We start from the raw sequence: 17,885 nt of genomic DNA, 5'->3' as shown, positions 1-17,885 counted from the left end.
AAATTATGGGAGAAAGGAAAAGTATCATGCAAGTAACACTCACCCATCTGCCGGATACGGCGGCGGAATTTGAGGCCCTGCCCCGGCAGACGCCCGAGCAGGTCTGCGCATGCTTCCTGTGCGCATTGAACCTATACATAAAGGACAAGGACGCGGGTGTGGCCGCCATGGACATTCTGCGCGGACCGCGCCCCATGACGCCCTACGACACCCAATTCCTGCGGGACCGTCTGCGGGGCAAGGAGTATCTGCCTCTGGCCTACTTTGAGGGCGCAGCGCCGGAAAACAGCTATACCCCCGCGCAGCCCTATGTGCTGAACGTCCTGCCGGATCCCCGCCCCCAGGACATGGAGCCGGGCTATCTCCGGCTATTTCTCAGGACGGCAGGCGCGGATTCTCCCCGTCCCATCAAGCTGCGGCAGAAGCCCTCTACCGGGGAATGGTTTTTGTGGGAGTATTCCAGCCCCTTGAGCGGCATCCGCATCCCCGCCGCGCAGGACCCGTGGGCATGACGCGATGGGAAAGAGATGTTTGACGCTGGTGCTGGCGCTGCTGCTGGCACTCAGCCTGAGCGCCTGCGGCAGCCGGCCGGACCCCACCGATCCCACCTCCAGTGGGGGAGGCAGCAGCTCGCCGCCGATACCTGCGCCGCTTGACACCACTTATTGGACCGCCGTGCGGCACGAGTCCTACAACCCCTCCTTCGGCCGCACGGAGGTCAGCGCCATGCCCACTGAGAAATGGTGGGCGGACCTCTATCTCAATGAGGACGGAACCGCGCTGTTCCGGGAGGTGTTGGGCTTTGGCTACGCCTCCTACCTGATAAACGCCGAATGGTGGCTGGGGGCGGACAATGCCCTGCGGCTGACCGGAGAAGACCTTGACGGAAGCTTTATCTCCATGGACGGACGCAAGGAGAAGGATGGCTCCGTGATGCTGGAAACCCCTTACGGGAACCGCTTCTATTTTGAGCCGGCGGAACGGCCGGCTTCCGGCGGGGAGCTCTGTATGGCGGATCTGGAGGGAACCTGGCGGATGAGCGCCGGTGAAGTGGAGGGCGACGAGTTCAGCCCGGAGGAGATGCACATGGCCTCTTTGCTGGACATTGAGCGCTGGTGGTCCGACGATGAGGGCGGCTATACCCTGCATGCAGACTACCACAACGCCCGGCTTTTGGATACGGACGCTCCGGAATACGAGACAGAGAAGAACCTGCTGACGGAAAAGCTGGATGAGCCGCTGATGTACGGCCTTCCCAACGAGCTTTGGTCCGCTCGGCTCTACGCCGAAGACTCTGAGACGGAGTACTATGTCACCCTGACGGACCGGAACACCCTGTACCTCCGGCAATACTATGAGCTGGACAACGCGCCGGCAGCCCGCACCGCTATCTATACCCGCGAAGAGAGCCTCCTGCCGGAGACGCTGACGCTGGCCCTGGCGGACGAACCCGATAAGTCTCTGATGTTTTACTGGCGCGACCCGCCTGCGGAGGTGGCGCAGCCGCTTGCGGCGATCCCCATGACCGCGCTGGAGAAAGGCGGGCAGAACAAGCTGCTGCTGGTGGGACGCTGGTATGAGACGGATATCCAGTTCTGCACGGGCAGAGCCGAGCAGAATGAGGACGGCACACTGGGTGAGTGGATCACGGATACGGTACTGTATGAGGGAACGATCCGAATCAACGAACCCCAGTGGTTCTCTCTTACGATTCCGGAGGAAACGGCAAAGCTGTGTCTGTTCATGAAGCGGCCCTGGGACGAGAGCTGGTTTACCTGGCCCATTACGGATCAGGATCCGTTTTTTGTCAGCGGAGACACCTTCCTGACGGAGGCAGAATAGTGTCCCGCCGCCCTGACGGCGAAGCGGCAGTCATTGCAAGAAAACCATTTCAAACAAAACCAAACAGAAAAGGAGACAGGAACTATGGGACTCATTAAAGCGGCATTGGGCGCAGCCGGCGGCGTGCTGGCCGACCAGTGGAAAGAATACTTCTATTGCGAAGCCATCCCCTCGGATGTACTGGCGGTCAAGGGCAGGAAAAAGGTCACAGGCCGCTCCAGCAACACCAAGGGCGACGACAACATCATCACCAACGGCAGCGTGATCGCCATTGCGGACGGCCAGTGCATGCTCATCGTGGAGCAGGGCAAGGTGGTCGATGTGTGCGCAGAGCCCGGCGAATACACCTACGATATGTCCACCGAGCCGAGCATCTTCTCCGGTGATCTGGGCGATGGCGTCAAGGACGTGTTCGCCAACATCGGCAAGCGCTTCACCTTTGGCGGCGAAGCCCCCAAGGATCAGCGCATCTACTACTTCAACACCAAGGAGCTGACAGGCAACAAGTACGGCACGCCCAGTCCCGTACCCTTCCGCGTGGTGGACCAGCGCGCGGGCATCGATCTGGATATCGGCATCCGCTGCTTCGGCGAGTACAGCATCCGGCTGAAAAACCCGCTGCTGTTCTACACCAATGTCTGCGGCAACGTCAGCGAGGACTATAAGACCGAAAATATCGCGGGCCAGATGAAAACCGAGCTGCTGACCGCGCTTCAGCCCGCGTTTGCAAAGATCAGCGAAATGGGGATCCGCTACTCCGCCCTGCCCGGCCATACCCTGGAGCTGGCGGACGCCCTCAATGAGCAGCTTTCCGGAAAGTGGCGTGACCTCCGCGGCATGGAGATCGTTTCCTTCGGCGTTTCCAGTGTGAAGGCCAACGAGGAAGACGAGCAGATGATCAAGGAGCTGCAGCGCAACGCGGCCTTCATGGATCCCACCCGCGCGGCGGCGCACCTTGTCGGCTCGCAGGGCGACGCGATGAAAGCGGCAGCCGCCAACACAGGGGCAGGCCCCGCCATGGCCTTTATGGGCATGGGCATGGCAGGTCAGGCGGGCGGCATGAACGCACAGAACCTCTTCCAGATGGGTCAGCAGCAACAGATGCAGCAGCAACAGATGCAGATGCAGCAGCAGGCGGCGCAGCCCGCTCCCGCTCCGGCCCCCGCCGTACAGGGCTGGACTTGCAGCTGCGGCCAGAGCGGCATTACCGGCAACTTCTGCCCCAACTGCGGCAGCAAGAAGCCTGAGCCCAAGCCCGCGGGTGATAGCTGGAAGTGCGCCTGCGGTGCCACCGCCACCGGCAAGTTCTGCCCCGAGTGCGGCAGCCCCAAGCCCGCTGTCACGGACAACGGCTGGACGTGTGCCTGCGGCGCGGTGAACAAGGGCAAGTTCTGCTCTGAGTGCGGCGCGAAAAAGCCCGCCGGCGTCCCCCAGTATAAATGTGACAAGTGCGGCTGGGAGCCTGCCGACCCCAAGCATCCCCCCAAGTTCTGCCCCGAGTGCGGCGATCCCTTTGACGATGGGGACATCGTTGGATGAAGCGCCGGATGATCTGGATCCTTCTGGCGGGGATACTCGTGGGTTTAGCCCTTTCCGGGCTCTATAAGCACTTTGTCACAGACCGGATCATGGATGGGGGCAACGGCATGGAAAATCCGGATGCCGCGTTCCTGCTGGACGGCGACCACACCTATGTGGACAACGACGCACTCTGGCCCGTGCTGGAGGGTACATGGGAAAGTGAAGACGGCCGCTGGCAGGCCGACATCGGCGAAAAGAGCGGCATCGTTCTCAGCGCGGACGGCGAAACCGTCTTGGCGTCCCCCCTCGATTTTACCTATCTCCGGCCGGGCAAGGTCGTCTGGACGGAGCTGGAAGTGGAGAAACACGAGCTTGTGACGCCGGACGGTGTCTCGCTTGGCAGGATCAGGGAATTTGGCCACGAGGCAGCGGACGGCGAGGGCGGCGGAACGCTGGAGCTGAAGCTGGAACGGCCGGACGAGAGCGAAGAAACGGTGACATTCCAAAAAACACAGGAACAGGAGCAATAGATTATGGGCTTATTTGATAAGAAGTACTGCGACATCTGCGGCGAGAAGATCGGCCTTCTCGGCAACCGCAAGTTAGAGGACGGCAATCTCTGCAAGGACTGCGCGAAAAAGCTTTCGCCGTGGTTCAGCGACCGCCGCCGCTCCACGGTGGAGGACATCAAAGGGCAGCTTGCCTACCGCGAGGAAAACCGGGAAAAGGCGGCGCAGTTCCGCACCACCCGCTCATTCGGCGAGGATTGGAAGGTGCTGCTGGACGAGGATCACCGTTGGTTCACCGTCACCCGCGCACGGGATCTGGCGGAGGCCAATCCCGATATTCTGGACTTTGACGCTATCACCGGCTGCCGAATGGACATCGATGAGAGCCGCACGGAGCTGACACGCGAGGATGCAGACGGCAAGGACGTGAGCTACGTTCCGCCCCGCTACGAGTATTCCTACGACTTTTTCCTTGTCATCTCCGTCCGCCACCCCTACTTTGACGAGATGCGTTTTTCGCTCAACAGCAGCTCTGTGTACTATGAACCGCAGAAACTGCCGCAGCGCGTTCCGATGAGTCACGCGCCGATGGATCGGCCCTCGGGACGCCCCAAGATGATCAATGCGAGCCGTGTCGATCCGGAGGACTGCGCGGAGTACCGCAAGTATTGTCAGATGGGCGACGAGATCTGCCAAGCGCTCGAGCAGGCGCGCAGCGGCGGCAAGCAGCCTACCGGCGCTGCACCGGAAGAGAACATCATCATGCGCGAAGCTGCGCAGGACATTCCTGCGGCAGGCCCTTGGACCTGTCCCGCCTGCGGCGGTAACAATCAGGGCAAATTCTGCGAATACTGCGGATCCCCCCGGCCCTGATGAGGGGACGAACGGCGCGCCGCTCTCGGGCGGAACGCCGGAGAAAGCATAAATGAGACCCGCAAAAGCGAGAAAGAGAGGTACCCCTATGCAATACGAACTCAAAGGAGGCGCATTCCCCGTTGTAGTGTGCAGACTCAACAGCGGCGAGAGCATGATTACCGAAAAGGGATCCATGGTGTGGATGACGCCGAACATGGAGATGACCACCACCGGTGGCGGCGGCATCGGAAAGATGTTTTCCAAAGCCCTTACCGGCGAGAGCATGTTCCAGAACATTTACACGGCGCGGGGCGAAGGAATGATCACCTTCGGCTCGAGCTTCCCCGGCCAGATCCTTCCGATGGAGGTCACGCCGGGAAAGAGCTTTATCCTGCAAAAGAGCGCGTTCCTTGCCTCGGAGGCGGGGGTGCAGCTATCGATGCACGTCAACCAAAAGCTGGGCGCGGGCTTTTTCGGCGGCGAAGGCTTCATCATGCAGAAGCTTACCGGCAACGGCATCGCCTTTGCAGAGGTGGACGGCGAACTGGTGGAATACACCCTCGCCCCCGGCGAGCAGATGGTGGTCGATACCGGCTATGTGATGGGCTTTGAATTGAGCGTATCCATGGACATTCAGCAGGTCAAGGGACTCAAAAACATGGTGCTTGGCGGCGAGGGACTGTTCAACACCGTTCTTACCGGCCCCGGCAAGATCTGGCTCCAGACCATGCCCATCTCCGGTGTGGCCGCGGCGATCCAGCCGTTTTTGACCTTTGGCAAGAAGTAAACCGAATACATGGGAGGAACCTGCAAGGGATCAACAATATATAAAATATAAAAGTTTTAGGAGGAAACGATTATGGCGAACCTGACCGGAAATTTGAAGGACTCTATGACCGCGACCTTCCCCCGCGAATTCGATATCCCCAACGCAATGACGATCCAGGAAATCTATGACAAGCTGAACGCCCGCGCTGCGGCGTTCCAGATGCCGTTTTCCGTCAAGGGCGGTATTCCCGGCGAGCGCGTCGTCTTTGAGAAGGAACCAAACCTTGATGTTATCATCTGGCTCCATGTCAAGAACGGCACGCACATCAAGATCACGCCGGTCACGCAGGATAGCAGCGCCAAGATCAACGGCATTGACGTCGGCAAAAACAGCGTGATGCGCAAGGGCGTCAAGGGCGTTGCCAGCAGACCGCTGCTGCAGGGCCAGTACATCGACGGTGTGACCGACACCATCAAGAAGATCCTTGCCGACGAGACGGTTCCCGATTATGTGGCGCCTGCGGTAATGCCCGGCGCGGATAAGCCTCTAAACTGGCTGACGCTCCTGCTGCTGTGCATCTTCGTCGGCGGCGCGGGCATCCACCGCTTCTATGCGGGCAAGATCGGCACGGGTATTCTCTACCTGTTTACCGGCGGCCTGTTCGGGATCGGCTGGCTCATCGACCTCGTCAAGATCGCCACCGGGAAATTCACGGATAAGAATGGCAATGTCGTTCAAAAGGCATAATACCGCCGCTGCAAGCGCAGATCGCGGAACCACAGGATCGATGATAAGGAGTTCACTATGAAAAAAATCGTTTCTCTTGCACTGGCATTGGTGCTGGTGCTCTCCCTTACCGCCTGCGGCGGTAAGGATGGCGGGAAATCCGCCGACCCCAACCTCGGCAAATACATCGGCACAGAGTTCTCCAGCGACGGCGACAGTTGGTATTCCTTAGCCGACCTCTATGACGGCGAGTCCTATATCGAGCTCAAGAGCGGCGGCAAGGGCGTGTTCTGTCTGGGCGGCGAGGCGACCGACATCAAGTGGTCGCTCGAAAGCGACGGCGCTTTGACGCTCAAGCGCGACGGTTTGGAAAGCAATGGCCTTTTACAGGACGGCTGCATCATGCTCGACGATCTCTGGGGCAACGAGGTTTACACCCTCTACGAGAAGGAAGATGCCGACTCCTCGCCGGAAAAGACCGGTGATACGCTGCTGGACTGGTGGAACGGCGACTGGTACGGCTGGTGGAAGATGACCGGCTGCTCGGGCTATTACGAGGACATGGAGGGCGACTGGTGGGATATCTGCGGCAATATTGACATCGGCGCAGATAAGACCGGCGTCGTCCGCCTCTGGGATGAGGACTACTCAAGAGACAGCCTCATGGCGAAGGTGAATGTCACCCTGAGCAGCGCCGGTACCGGCGAGCACGGCACGATGACCTCTGAGGACGGCCAGTTCACGGATATCGCTATCGAGCACGCGGACTGGATCGTTGACCCCGGCCTGGCGGATCGGGATGATCTCATCTGCATCGACGGCTACTACGAAAACGGCGACGATGAGTTCTACTACGAAATCTATCTGCGCCCGTGGGGAACCTACTGGGACGACGCGGATGAGGATTCTCGCCCCAAGTCCTACGACGACTGGTATCTGCCCCTCATCAAGGCGGGCAAGTCCATGCCGGACGCCATCGGCGCGGACGCCCCGGCAAGCAGCGGCGATACGAAGTCCACAGCGCCGAGCGGCAATTCAAATGCGCCCAGCGGTACCGGCCTTGTGAGCGAGGAAGCGGTGCAGAAGGGCTACGTGTGGATGAACGAGGTCAATAACAATATTTTTGACAGCACCTACGAAGACCTCGTCGATTACTTCGGCGTGGAGGGTGAGTTCGTCAAGGAAGAGTACAGCGACCACATGAAGAGGAACCAACGCTACTACAAGTGGGTCTCGAAGGACGATCCCAGCCACTACGTCTACGTCAACTTCGCCGAGGAGGAACCGGGCGTTTATAAGGTCAGCGCCTTCAACACCAGCGGCTTCTCCGGCAAGGAGGCGATTGAAAAGTATCTTGACACCGTGAAGGCTGAGGCGGCTGAGGTGAATAAGGCCGCCACCGCAAACACCAAGATGAAGGACTTCTCCGTAACCGTCACGCAGTTCGCGCACGATGATGTCGCGGTCAAGATCACGACGAAGATCCCTGAGTCCGGCTGGTCGTATGACGAGGGAAAGAAGTGCCTTGTGGAAAACGACGATCCCACAGCCTTCGGCGCGGGTGCCATCAGATTCGAGGTAAGAGCCAATGTGGAGGACTTCGACTACTACAAGGACAGCTTTGAAAACTATCAGGATATCGATGATCGCGTGATCGGCGGTATCACCTTCAAGGGCCGCACCTACAAGCGCATCGGCTACGACTGGATCGAGTACGTCGCGCAGATCGACGATGGGCGTGCGCTGTCCATCGGACTGACAGATATTGACTGCGTTCCGGGTACGATGCCCGACGTTATCCTCAGCGGCATGACGATCAAGTAAGGTCATCGGTATATTTTGCCTGACCACAGCGTATCAAACGGCGCCCGCCCGCAGCGCGGGCGGGCGCTTTCTTGTGAGAAAAAGAAAGAGGTGGAACCATCTATGCCAACACAGGTAACCAACTATCAATGCCCCGGCTGCACCGGTCCGCTGCACTTCGTAGGCGCTTCCGGTAAGCTGGAGTGCGAATACTGCGGTGCGAGTTACGACGTTGCGGAGATCGAGGCGCTCTACGCGGAGAAAGAAGAGAAGGCCGCGGCGGCGCAGCAGGCGGCTGAAGAAAAGGCCGCGGAGCAGAAGAAAGCGTCCGCCGACGGCGGCGATTGGGATACCTCCGGCTTCAGTGACGACTGGGGCGAGGAGGGCGCGCACATGAAAGCGTACAGCTGCCCCAGCTGCGGCGCGGAGCTCATCTGCGATGAGAGCACGGCGGCAACATCCTGCCCCTATTGCGGCAACCCCACGGTGGTGCCGGGGCAGTTTGCCGGTCAGCTGAAACCGGATTTCATTATCCCCTTCAAGTACAGCAAAGAGGACGCCGTCAAGGCGCTGAAAGAGCACTGCGCGGGAAAAATTTTCCTGCCCAAGAGTTTCACCAACGAAAACCATATTCAGAAAATTCAGGGCATTTATGTTCCGTTCTGGATGTTTGACGGCGAGGCGGAGGGCGATGCCCATTATCAGGCAACCCGCTCCCGCACCTACACCTCCGGGGATTATGAAATCACGGAGACAAGACATTTTGACGTTTACCGCGCCGGCAGAGTGACTTTTGAAAAGGTTCCGGTGGATGCGTCCAGTAAAATGCCGGATGACCACATGGATTCTATCGAACCCTATGACTACAAAAAGCTGAAACCCTTCTCCACGGCCTATCTTCCCGGGTATTTGGCGGATAAATTCGACGTCACCGTGGAGCAGAGCCGGGAGCGGGCGGATCAGCGCTGTCAGGGAACCTTGGACGCAGCGCTGCGGAGCAGCGTGAGAGGTTATGATACCTGCATTCAAACCGGCGGCAGCTCCAGTCTACAGCGCGGCAAGGTGCATTATGCCTTGATGCCGGTGTGGATGCTGAACACGAAGTGGCACGGCAAGGACTTTACCTTTGCCATGAACGGACAGACCGGAAAACTGGTGGGCGACCTTCCCATGAGTTGGGGACGGTTTTGGGGGCTGTTTGCCGCCATTGCCGCACCGCTGTCGATTTTGGGAACGATTGTCTCAGTGCTGATGCTGCGATAAGGAGGGGCGGACATGAACAAGAAATTCACAGCTTTGCTGATGGCGCTCCTGTTGGCGCTGACACTGTGTGTTCCTGCCATGGCGGTGTCGGAATACGGTGTGATTTATGACGAGACCGATTCCCTTGGCTCCGTGGAGCTGGATTACATGGGCGAGCATGCCCTGCCGGAGCTTTCGGAAAAATTGCAGATGGACCTGCGGATTGACGTATTTACCGATGAGGACGTATCCGCAGATACCGACGTCATGGACATTGCGGAATACGTCTATGAAAACAGCGGCTATGGTTGGGGCGAGAACCGGGACGGCGTTTCCCTGACGCTGCTGATGCGGGCGCAGCCGGACGGAACCTATGCACTGGCAGAAGACGATTGGAGCATTTATACCTTTTTGAGCCAGACCCGGGGCAGCGCGCAGGATTTGGCGGATACCGTATATGATGCGGTGGCACCTTACATGGCGGAGCGGGCATGGAACGGGGAAGACGTGACCATGAGCGGAACGGCACTGATTCAAGCCACCGATGCCATGATGAATGCCGTGACGGAGTATATCAACGCGAATTGCCCGCCCAGCGAGACGGAACCGGACCCGGAGCCGGCGGCAACGCCCACCACGGCGGTGCCAAATGTGCCCCGGACCTTGAAAAGCGAGAGCATGAGCTATGTGTTCGACCACAGCCACATGCTCACCGATACCCAGCGGGCGGAGCTGGAGGCACAGGCAAAGGAAATTTCCCTGCGCCATCATTGCGGCGTCTACGTTGCGTTTGTAGATGATTACACCGTGTACAGCGACGGCGGCGGTGTTTACAAAACCACGTATCAGCTCTACCACGGAGATCAACTGGGTGTGGGCGATGACCGGGACGGCATTATCATTCTGCTGAGCATGGCGGAGCGGGATTACGCCATGTTTGTTTACGGTACGTATGCGGAAACCGCCTTTAACAGCTACGGTCAGGAAAAATTGGAAAAGGCATTCCTGGGCAACTTCAAGGAAGATGACTGGTATGGCGGCGTTTCCAATTATCTGAGCACTTGCGACGAGTACTTGACCCGGGCTGACGCAGGAAAACCCGTGCGGGAAAGTCCGGCACTGCTGATTGCGATTGCCGTTGTAGCCTCCTGCCTCTTGTCCGGCGCGATTTGTCTGTTCTTAAAGCGCAGCATGAAAACCGTACATCAGAAAGTCGAGGCAAACGAGTATGTTGCACCGGGCGGCTTGCAGCTGAGCAAGCAGTATGACCGCTATACCCACACCACCGAGGTTCGCAGCAAGATTTCCAGCAGCGATGACAGCAGCAGCTCTGGTACCAGCAGCTGCAGCGGAGGCGGCGGCAGTGGCCGCAGCGGAAAGTTTTAAGAAGGAGGCGGACGATGAAGCATTTGTTCCTGCGCAGGTTCCTTCCGGCGCTTCTCTGCCTGGTATTTGCGCTGAGCCTGACTGCCTGCGGCGGAGGGACCGAGCCGCCCGAGACAGAAGGCGGCAGCGGCATGACAGGGGCGCTTTCCGGCGGCAAGGGCAATGTGTCTGAACCAAAGGGCGATCCAGAGAAAGCGGAGGCGGGACTTGTCCTGCTGCGGGCGTGTATGGCAGAGGATGACCAGTTGGCCGGCGCAGTGGCCTACCTCGGTCAGCGCGAGCCAAACGACAGATCGTCGATGACGGAGTGGCTGCTCGAAAACAGCGGCGATCTTGTTTCCGAGCTGCCGTTCCTGCTGGAGATCCCGGCGGAGCGCGTACTCGGCGGAGAGAGCGGCAAGCTCTACTGCATCGTCCCCCGGGACGAGAGCACCAGCCTCGCTGTAAATCATGTGACCTGGGAGTCACAGGGCAACGGAGTGTGGCCAGTGGCGGACGAGGTCCTCTATCGGGAAGAATACGCGCAGCCTGTGCTGGTATTCGTGAATTATGAGGAGTGGCCAGATGAGCCGGACACGGAGGTCAACCTTGTGACCAACAACGGCCTGGAGGTGAAATGGTATCCGCTGACCGATGAGTCCGGCTGCCCCGTCGTGCCCACCGGTGTGAACTACGCCCCCATGCTGATGGATTTTGGAATTTTTGGCGCTATCACAGGTCTTGACTATCCCGAGGATTGGGAGCCGGCGGGCGACGACTGGTGGCTGCCGCCTACGGATATGGGTCTGGCAGACACCACCTGGGTCTGTGATGACTGGCTGATGAGCCTGCACTACGGCGACTGCGACCCTGACTATGCCGGGATCGCCGAGCTCTACCACCGCTTTGAAGACAATACAGAGCTGACACGGGTCTTTTCCGGCGTGTGGCGCATGGAGGATGACTGCCTGCGGCTGGATCTCTCCGCCGGCGTCGGCAGCTCCCTCAGCGGCAGTTTCCCGATCCTCATCTCCCCCTCCGGCGAGGAGATGCATTTCCAGCGTTCGCGCAGCGGCGAAGGGGTCCCCTTCCTGCCGGATGATATGGACTCCATTGATCTGACACGGAGCTATGGCTAAGCCCCTTTCATTTTTCTGAACACTCGCAGTTTGCCCCACATCTATTCTATCGAGAGACGCTGAAACAAAAATGCTCGTATCGCAGTCATAGCTTAGAATGCGTAGTACCAAACATCCCGGCTCTTCAGCCATGTAAAAACGGCTGGCATGGTGGGAGATTTACCGTACATGAAGCAGAGTCCTCCTTTCCAGTCGGGAAGGAGGACTCATGCGTTCCGTGAGAAAAAGAATGCCGCTCAGTTTGAGTACGTCAAAGTAAGATAGGCGCTCAGGGGCACGGAAGTGTTTACGAGAGGCCGAAAACTTCTTTCTACCTCTGGCAAGGGACCATATTGGGGATGAGATGTTTTGGTTCCAAATCCTTGCCGCTTACCAAGCAAAAGCGCACAGACGCCGTGTATGCGTCTGTGCGCTTTTGCTTGCACGCGAGCAACAAGATGGCCTGCTCGCTGCCGTGGCCCGCCTCCGTTATCTGTTTCCCCAAAAACAGATAACGGAGGAACGAAAATGTATTATAGAAACGATGGAAAAGGGGAAAGCAACATCACCCAGAATGGATTTACCGCCTATTTGCTCTCGGCGGTCGCGCGCAGGAAGGCAGACTATCTTCACGCCAAACAGCGCCGACAGGCGAGAGAGGTACTGACAGATCCGGATGATCTGTCAACTGAGGAGTCTCCCGGCATTTCTGATCCGACCGATTTGCTTTGCTGCATTGAAAACGCTGCGCTTGATGAGGCTTTGAATCGCATCAGCGAGAGAGACCGCTATATCTTCTTTTCCCGTGTTTTGCATGGGCGCAGCTTCCATGAACTCGCTTTAGAGCTTGACCTTGGGTATCAGGGAGTTGCGGCTGCATATCATCGTGTCTGCAAAAAAGTCAAGGAGGCTACAGGGAGGGATGTAAAGTGAACTTCAAGGATCTATTGCTCCGTGCAAAAGATGGTGACCAACAGGCGAAGGAAGAGATATTTTTGATGTATCGTCCGCTGCTGTTCAAGGAGTCCTGCGTGAACGGCATCTTTGACGAGGATCTCTTCCAGGAGCTTAGTGCAACGCTGATTCATTGTATCAGGATGTTCAAGCTCTAAGCTGCCCCAAATGGGGGGCAACCGCAGTTCATTACCTAAAAAAGCTGGGCGGCGAGGAAACTCGCTGCCCAGCTTTTGCACTATAATTACCGTCAAATATTCTCTGGATACGCTCTTTCTTTTACCACAGCCTTATATTTTGCTTTTCACCGCAGTACCCCAAGTTCTCTGTATAGTTGCGGGAGACTGTATGCCAGTCTCCCGCTATATCCTTATGCACTTTCTCCTGCCATGCGGAAGAACTCATCTGGCGACAGAATCTTGATTCCAAGCTCCTGTGCCTTTGCCAGCTTGCTTCCGGCGTTCTCGCCGCAGATCAGATAATCTGTCTTGCTGCTCACCGAGCTGCCGGCATGAGCGCCCAGAGATTCAATTTTTCCGTTGATCCCATCGCGGGTGTATGGCTCAACTTTGCCGGTCACCACAAGGGTCTTTCCGACAAAGGGATTGCCCATATCGGTGCTGGCCGCAGGCGGCTGATAGGTCTTAATGCAAACCAACCTCCGCAGCTCCGTCCAGATCGTCCAGTTTTCCTCGCTGTGGAACCATTGATGGATATTCCTGTGCAGCGTTTCTCCGAAGTCCGGGAGCTGTGTAAAATCAAAGCTCTGGCACACGGCCGTTTCAAATTCCGCAAGGTTTCCGCGGAACCTTTGGCAGATAGCTTTGCTGGCTGTGCTGCCCACCATGGGAATATCCATAGCGGTCAGATACTGCTCAAAGGTGGTAATGCGGCTGTGCTGGATGGCGTCCCAAAGATTTTGCCAGGATCTCACCCCAAAGCCCTCCATCTGAACGATCTCCGACCTGTGTTTGTCCAAAAAGAAGATGTCCATATAGGAGTGGAGCCAGCCCTTTCCAATGAATTTTTCCAGAATTGCTTCAGACAATCCCACGATATTCATCGCCTTCTGGCTTGCAAAGTGGACGAACTTGCGCAGCTTCCGCGTTTCGCACTGCTCATTATCGCAGAACAGCGCCGCCGTGACCTTTTCCTCCCCGTTCACAGTGTTTCTGGTCGTATGGATACGGGTAGGATGCCCACAGCATGGGCATCTGGCAGGAACGACCTTCTCTCTGGCGTAGCAGTCTCTGTCCAGATTTTCCTCCACATGGGGAATGATCTGATTGCGCTTGCTCACCTTGATGCGGCACCCCGGCGCCAGCTCCAGATTCTCAATGAAAGAGAGGTTGTGAAGGCTCGCTCTGGATACCGCGCAGCCGTCGATCTCCACCGTGTCAAAGATGGCTACCGGAGCAATTTCCCCTGTGCGGCTGGGCGTCCATTCAATCGAACGTAGGACGGTTTCATAGGTGTCGTCCTCAAACTTGAACGCCAACCCGTCCTTATAGTGATGCCCGGTCCGTCCGCAGGACTTTGCGTAGGATGCATCGTTGTAGGTGACCACGATGCCATCGATAGGTATGTCGGTTTCCTGCGCGTATTTCCGCAGGTGCCGGATACCGGCGTCCATATCGAACTGCGTCAACGCCTGCTTGCTCGCCAGATACTTGCAGATGGGAAAGCCGAGCTGTTCGATGGCTCGAAGCCGCTGCGACTTCCAGGGATATTCCTCAAAGCCCTCCAGCACATTGAAAGCCATAAAGGTCACACGGCGATCCTTGCAGGCGCCGCAGTCCAGCAGTCGGACAGAGCCGGCAGCCAGATTGCGCCCGTTTTTATACGGTTCGCCATTTCCGTCCCGCAGCTTATCCTTTAACGCCTCAAAATCGCTGGGACGGATAAATGCTTCGCCGGTAACGACCAGCCGTTCCTTGTACGGGATCTTATCCGGGATGCCGGAGATCCCCAGCACATTATGAGTAATGTTCTCACCTGTATCTCCATCGCCGCGGGTAGCGGCCTCCATCAAAAGGCCATTTTCATAGGTCAGCTTTACCGTCAGGCCGTCCAGCTTGAGCATCAGCATGACCATCTGCTCTCCCGCAAAGCGCAGAAGCTCCGCACTGCTCTTCGTTTTATCCAACGACAGCAGCGGAATCGGATGCACTGTTTTCACCAAGGCGCTGACAGCGGGATAGCAGCCTACCGTCTGCGTGGGCGAGTTCGTCATGCTGAAGCCGGTTTGCTTTTCCAACGTACTCAGTTCATCAAAAAGCGCGTCATATTCGGCGTCTGTCAGAGACGGTGCGTTGAGATTGTACTATTCATACCGGCAGCGGTTCAGCCGGTCGGTCAATTCCCGTATTCTCTGCTGCATGCTCTGCTCCATTCCTTACACCAGCCTTTCCTTGGAGAATGCTCCGAAGTTCAGTTCATAGATCATCTTTTCGATCCGCGTATCATCGTTCCATGCGGCCTCCATCGCCGCACGGTTTTTTGCCTGTACCAAGACCAGACCGCTCCGGAGCTGCATCAGCAGCTCCGGGCGTTGGGCACAAATAACCGCGAGGTTTCCCAACTGTTTCATTTTCACATGACTCCTTTTATACAGCAATATAGGTTTCCCAGTACGATTCCCGCTGTGCCGCAATCGTGAGCGGAACAATGGTGCTGCCGATATTGGCCGGCGCCTGCGTCAGTCCATAGACAGCCTGCGTACTCCGGATACGAACCATCTCTCGCTTGAGCTGAGAGAGGATGTACTCCTTCAGATACCCTTTACGGGGATCGTAGCTGTTGACTGCCCGGATCAGGCGTACCGCCAAAGACTGGTACACATCATCGGGGTCTACGGGTTCTGTCTGCATAAACGCGGCGTACTGCGCCACGACCGTGTCAATGCACCAAAGATGCTGTTCCACCACAGCGTTGCGCTGCGTGATCGTAAATCCGTTTTTCATTTTCTGTATAGTTTCCTTTCTTTCGTTCAAATATGTTGTATTGCGGCTTAGGCCGCGGTTTCCATGAGATCCGACACCAGAACATCCACCAGCCGCTGACCGGCAAGGTCGCCGGTATGGATACGAATGTCATCCTGCCGCAGCTGCTCGAATTCCTGCAGGCGAAGGACCTTGCTCTTTTCCGCTTTTTCCCGGTCGCTCTCTGTCAAGCGCTCGGAGACAACCTTCTGCCATTCCTTCAGGAACATCTCTGCGTCCTTGAGGTCATCGTTCTGTCGGTCAAAGTAGGTCCGTTTCTGCCGTATTGTGCCGTTTGGCTCCACCTCAAGGGTGTAGTACGGCTTGTCGATCTCTGCGGTCTTGCGTAGGAACAGGATATATGCCTCCTGCTGCTCGATGCGCTCCCAATAGCGGTCTGACTTGCCGACACAGTGGGAAAGCGCATCGCCCTCGCGCATAATATCGCGTACACCTGACGGAACAACGATGGAATACACCTCGCCGGTGTATTCGTATTTCGGTTTGATCAAGCGGCAGATGCCTGCAATTTTCCGATACTTTCTTGCTGTTGCGGCAGCTTCCATGTCCCGTTCTCTTTTCCGCAGCTGTTCCACCAGTTCATCGTGACGCTGGCGCAGCAGCTTGACACGGTATACGATCTCATCGTTGGTGTTGATTCCCAGCTTGTCCGCCATGGAAAGGTAATCCCGCCACGTGGAAATAATCTGCCGCAGGGTATCCCGCGTGCCGCTTTTCTGACGCTGAAGGTAGTTGCAGACCTGCTGCTCCGACATTCGATTCAAAATGAAGTCGATATCGGAAACATGGATCTTCTCCTGCTCCAGCCAGCGCAGCACATGATCCGGGATGATTCTGCCGCTGCATTTCTCACGCTGCAGCCAGTCGAGCATAATGGTGCCGCCGTTGAGTGTCCGGAGCCGCGAAAGCCGGTTCGTATCAAGCGCCAATGCCTTGACAAGACTGGTTTCGGACTCCTGCCGAATACAGCTTTTTACGGCTCCGAAATCTTCCAAGCACTCCGTGGTCAGCCGCGGAAGATTGGCTTTGCAGATCTGCTCAACGCGTGGAAACCACCCCCACGCAAACAGGTACCAGTTGGGGCTTACACAGCCCCGGCAAAGTCTTACATACTCCCTCAATCCGGTTCTTGCAAGAAGTGGGGCAATGCTGGAAAACGTTTTTCCATAGATGCTCCCCGGCTGATAACAATACTCGTTGTAGGAATAGCCCATACCCGTGTAGACGAACTCATCGATGCCCTCCACCCATCGGGTGCGGCGCTGTTTGTACCAGCCCCAGTAATACGAATGTGAAGACAGATCCGCACGGTAGAAAATACGCTGCTTCTCAAAGCTGGAGGTTTTCGATGTGATGGTGTTCTCTTCTTTCCGGTACTGCCTGCTCACCTGAAATTGGCGAATCACAAACCCGTCTCCGCACTTCTGCGCCAGGTATGCGCATTCTGTTGGGGAGTGCAGATAGTCCGTTATTTTCCCTTTCGCCTTGAACGTGATCTTATGACGGCATCTCGGGCACTTTCCCACCGCGTTATGATAGGGCCGCTGTTTCAGTGCGACTTCCTTTTCACAATAGGTGCAGTAGCCGTACCTTGCCCCGCCCTTGCGGTAATCATAGAAGATGTAGTTTTCCTGAATACCCACCTTATTGACCCACCGTTCCCAGTCTTTCGGCAGCGGCGGCGTCTGAGAGAGCTCCGCGTCCCACGGATCGGTTTCCTTTCTATGCCGACGTTCCAGTTCAGCATCACGAACGGCGCGCTGAAATTTCAGAATAGCCCGATATACGTTTTTTTCATCCGACACCAGATATTGCCGGATCTGCGCATCATCCACGGCGCTGATCCATACGTTATTGGATCCCTTCGCCTGCCATTCCAAGTAGTCGATCTTTGCCGTCCTCCATTTGTCATGGGCACGGTCATAGGTGAGAAACTGCTGCTTTTCTTTCTCCATGAAAATCTCATAGACCGGCAGCGTCCCACCAAGGCGCATTGCATCCGGGTCATACAGGGTGACCTTCAAAATGCCGCCCTCTACCGCGCTTCGTGCAAAACCGCTGTATCGGCATCGATAGGAAGTGTTCCAGCCCGAACCGACCTTGACCGGGACATCCTCGCGGGCCACCGCAAGCATTTCTTCAGTCGCAGGCAAATTCTTCATTTTCAGCAAACTGCTTT

General features: G+C 57.1%; 16 protein-coding genes and 1 pseudogene. 13 read left to right on the top strand and 4 right to left on the bottom strand.

Annotated features, from left to right (window positions below; genetic code table 11):
* Positions 1 to 26: 26 nt before the first annotated feature.
* The 13 genes from KQI82_RS14690 (at position 27) to KQI82_RS14630 (ending at position 12,862) form a co-directional block, all read left to right on the top strand.
* The gene (locus tag KQI82_RS14690; RefSeq protein WP_216633435.1) at positions 27 to 512 is read left to right on the top strand and encodes a DUF6935 domain-containing protein; all 486 of its coding nucleotides are present in this window, start codon (positions 27 to 29) and stop codon (positions 510 to 512) included.
* Positions 513 to 516: 4 nt separating this feature from the next.
* Positions 517 to 1,842, top strand: a complete 1,326-nt coding sequence (locus KQI82_RS14685) for a hypothetical protein (RefSeq protein WP_216631898.1) — start codon at positions 517 to 519, stop codon at positions 1,840 to 1,842.
* A gap of 84 nt (positions 1,843 to 1,926) precedes the next feature.
* Positions 1,927 to 3,381 (top strand): SPFH domain-containing protein, encoded by a 1,455-nt coding sequence (locus KQI82_RS14680; RefSeq protein ID WP_216633434.1) that lies wholly within the window; start codon positions 1,927 to 1,929, stop codon positions 3,379 to 3,381.
* A complete protein-coding gene (locus tag KQI82_RS14675) occupies positions 3,378 to 3,893 on the top strand; it encodes a hypothetical protein (protein WP_216633433.1) in 516 nt (171 codons plus the stop codon). Before KQI82_RS14680 ends, KQI82_RS14675 begins: the two co-directional genes overlap by 4 nt.
* Before the next feature lie 3 nt (positions 3,894 to 3,896).
* Positions 3,897 to 4,745 carry a DUF4428 domain-containing protein gene (locus tag KQI82_RS14670; RefSeq protein WP_216633432.1) on the top strand — a complete coding sequence of 283 codons (849 nt, stop codon included), beginning with the start codon at positions 3,897 to 3,899 and terminating at the stop codon, positions 4,743 to 4,745.
* Positions 4,746 to 4,833: 88 nt separating this feature from the next.
* Positions 4,834 to 5,514: a TIGR00266 family protein gene (locus KQI82_RS14665; protein WP_216633431.1), complete on the top strand. Its 681-nt coding sequence runs from the start codon at positions 4,834 to 4,836 to the stop codon at positions 5,512 to 5,514.
* A 72-nt stretch (positions 5,515 to 5,586) separates the two neighbouring features.
* The gene (locus KQI82_RS14660) at positions 5,587 to 6,243 is read left to right on the top strand and encodes a TM2 domain-containing protein (RefSeq protein ID WP_241426726.1); all 657 of its coding nucleotides are present in this window, start codon (positions 5,587 to 5,589) and stop codon (positions 6,241 to 6,243) included.
* A gap of 57 nt (positions 6,244 to 6,300) precedes the next feature.
* Positions 6,301 to 8,046, top strand: a complete 1,746-nt coding sequence (locus KQI82_RS14655; RefSeq protein WP_216633430.1) for a hypothetical protein — start codon at positions 6,301 to 6,303, stop codon at positions 8,044 to 8,046.
* A 102-nt stretch (positions 8,047 to 8,148) separates the two neighbouring features.
* Positions 8,149 to 9,288, top strand: coding sequence for an Rpo12/RPC10 RNA polymerase subunit family protein (locus tag KQI82_RS14650; RefSeq protein ID WP_216631904.1), 1,140 nt, complete (start codon positions 8,149 to 8,151; stop codon positions 9,286 to 9,288).
* A gap of 12 nt (positions 9,289 to 9,300) precedes the next feature.
* Positions 9,301 to 10,653, top strand: a complete 1,353-nt coding sequence (locus KQI82_RS14645) for a TPM domain-containing protein (protein WP_216631905.1) — start codon at positions 9,301 to 9,303, stop codon at positions 10,651 to 10,653.
* Between the two features lie 14 nt (positions 10,654 to 10,667).
* A complete protein-coding gene (locus tag KQI82_RS14640; protein WP_216633429.1) occupies positions 10,668 to 11,771 on the top strand; it encodes a hypothetical protein in 1,104 nt (367 codons plus the stop codon).
* A gap of 507 nt (positions 11,772 to 12,278) precedes the next feature.
* Positions 12,279 to 12,683: a sigma factor-like helix-turn-helix DNA-binding protein gene (locus KQI82_RS14635; protein ID WP_216633428.1), complete on the top strand. Its 405-nt coding sequence runs from the start codon at positions 12,279 to 12,281 to the stop codon at positions 12,681 to 12,683.
* The gene (locus KQI82_RS14630) at positions 12,680 to 12,862 is read left to right on the top strand and encodes a helix-turn-helix domain-containing protein (protein WP_178763185.1); all 183 of its coding nucleotides are present in this window, start codon (positions 12,680 to 12,682) and stop codon (positions 12,860 to 12,862) included. The genes KQI82_RS14635 and KQI82_RS14630 overlap by 4 nt, the downstream gene beginning before the upstream one ends.
* A gap of 212 nt (positions 12,863 to 13,074) precedes the next feature.
* Here KQI82_RS14630 and ligA read toward each other — a convergent pair.
* From ligA to KQI82_RS14610, 4 genes and pseudogenes are all read right to left on the bottom strand, one after another.
* Positions 13,075 to 15,015, bottom strand: a pseudogene (gene ligA, locus KQI82_RS14625) (NAD-dependent DNA ligase LigA); the annotation flags it as partial.
* Between the two features lie 84 nt (positions 15,016 to 15,099).
* Positions 15,100 to 15,294, bottom strand: coding sequence for a hypothetical protein (locus KQI82_RS14620; RefSeq protein ID WP_216633427.1), 195 nt, complete (start codon positions 15,292 to 15,294; stop codon positions 15,100 to 15,102).
* A gap of 16 nt (positions 15,295 to 15,310) precedes the next feature.
* Positions 15,311 to 15,667 (bottom strand): sigma factor, encoded by a 357-nt coding sequence (locus KQI82_RS14615; protein ID WP_216633426.1) that lies wholly within the window; start codon positions 15,665 to 15,667, stop codon positions 15,311 to 15,313.
* Between the two features lie 47 nt (positions 15,668 to 15,714).
* Entirely contained in the window at positions 15,715 to 17,868 is a 2,154-nt protein-coding gene (locus KQI82_RS14610) for a PcfJ domain-containing protein (RefSeq protein WP_216633425.1), read from the bottom strand.
* Positions 17,869 to 17,885: the final 17 nt, after the last annotated feature.

The organism is Dysosmobacter acutus (assembly GCF_018919205.1).
Taxonomy (GTDB): Bacteria; Bacillota; Clostridia; order Oscillospirales; family Oscillospiraceae; genus Oscillibacter; species Oscillibacter acutus.
This window is presented reverse-complemented; position numbering and strand designations above follow the sequence as displayed.

Excerpts from the sequence above, each read along its gene's own strand:
- KQI82_RS14670 (WP_216633432.1), top strand. The coding sequence starts at position 3,897 with ATGGGCTTATTTGATAAGAAGTACTGCGACATCTGCGGCGAGAAGATC.
- KQI82_RS14635 (WP_216633428.1), top strand. The coding sequence starts at position 12,279 with ATGTATTATAGAAACGATGGAAAAGGGGAAAGCAACATCACCCAGAAT.
- KQI82_RS14650 (WP_216631904.1), top strand. The coding sequence starts at position 8,149 with ATGCCAACACAGGTAACCAACTATCAATGCCCCGGCTGCACCGGTCCG.
- KQI82_RS14690 (WP_216633435.1), top strand. The coding sequence starts at position 27 with ATGCAAGTAACACTCACCCATCTGCCGGATACGGCGGCGGAATTTGAG.
- KQI82_RS14610 (WP_216633425.1), bottom strand. The coding sequence starts at position 17,868 with ATGAAGAATTTGCCTGCGACTGAAGAAATGCTTGCGGTGGCCCGCGAG.
- KQI82_RS14640 (WP_216633429.1), top strand. The coding sequence starts at position 10,668 with ATGAAGCATTTGTTCCTGCGCAGGTTCCTTCCGGCGCTTCTCTGCCTG.
- KQI82_RS14685 (WP_216631898.1), top strand. The coding sequence starts at position 517 with ATGGGAAAGAGATGTTTGACGCTGGTGCTGGCGCTGCTGCTGGCACTC.
- KQI82_RS14680 (WP_216633434.1), top strand. The coding sequence starts at position 1,927 with ATGGGACTCATTAAAGCGGCATTGGGCGCAGCCGGCGGCGTGCTGGCC.
- KQI82_RS14615 (WP_216633426.1), bottom strand. The coding sequence starts at position 15,667 with ATGAAAAACGGATTTACGATCACGCAGCGCAACGCTGTGGTGGAACAG.
- KQI82_RS14620 (WP_216633427.1), bottom strand. The coding sequence starts at position 15,294 with ATGAAACAGTTGGGAAACCTCGCGGTTATTTGTGCCCAACGCCCGGAG.
- KQI82_RS14645 (WP_216631905.1), top strand. The coding sequence starts at position 9,301 with ATGAACAAGAAATTCACAGCTTTGCTGATGGCGCTCCTGTTGGCGCTG.
- KQI82_RS14665 (WP_216633431.1), top strand. The coding sequence starts at position 4,834 with ATGCAATACGAACTCAAAGGAGGCGCATTCCCCGTTGTAGTGTGCAGA.
- KQI82_RS14655 (WP_216633430.1), top strand. The coding sequence starts at position 6,301 with ATGAAAAAAATCGTTTCTCTTGCACTGGCATTGGTGCTGGTGCTCTCC.
- KQI82_RS14675 (WP_216633433.1), top strand. The coding sequence starts at position 3,378 with ATGAAGCGCCGGATGATCTGGATCCTTCTGGCGGGGATACTCGTGGGT.
- KQI82_RS14660 (WP_241426726.1), top strand. The coding sequence starts at position 5,587 with ATGGCGAACCTGACCGGAAATTTGAAGGACTCTATGACCGCGACCTTC.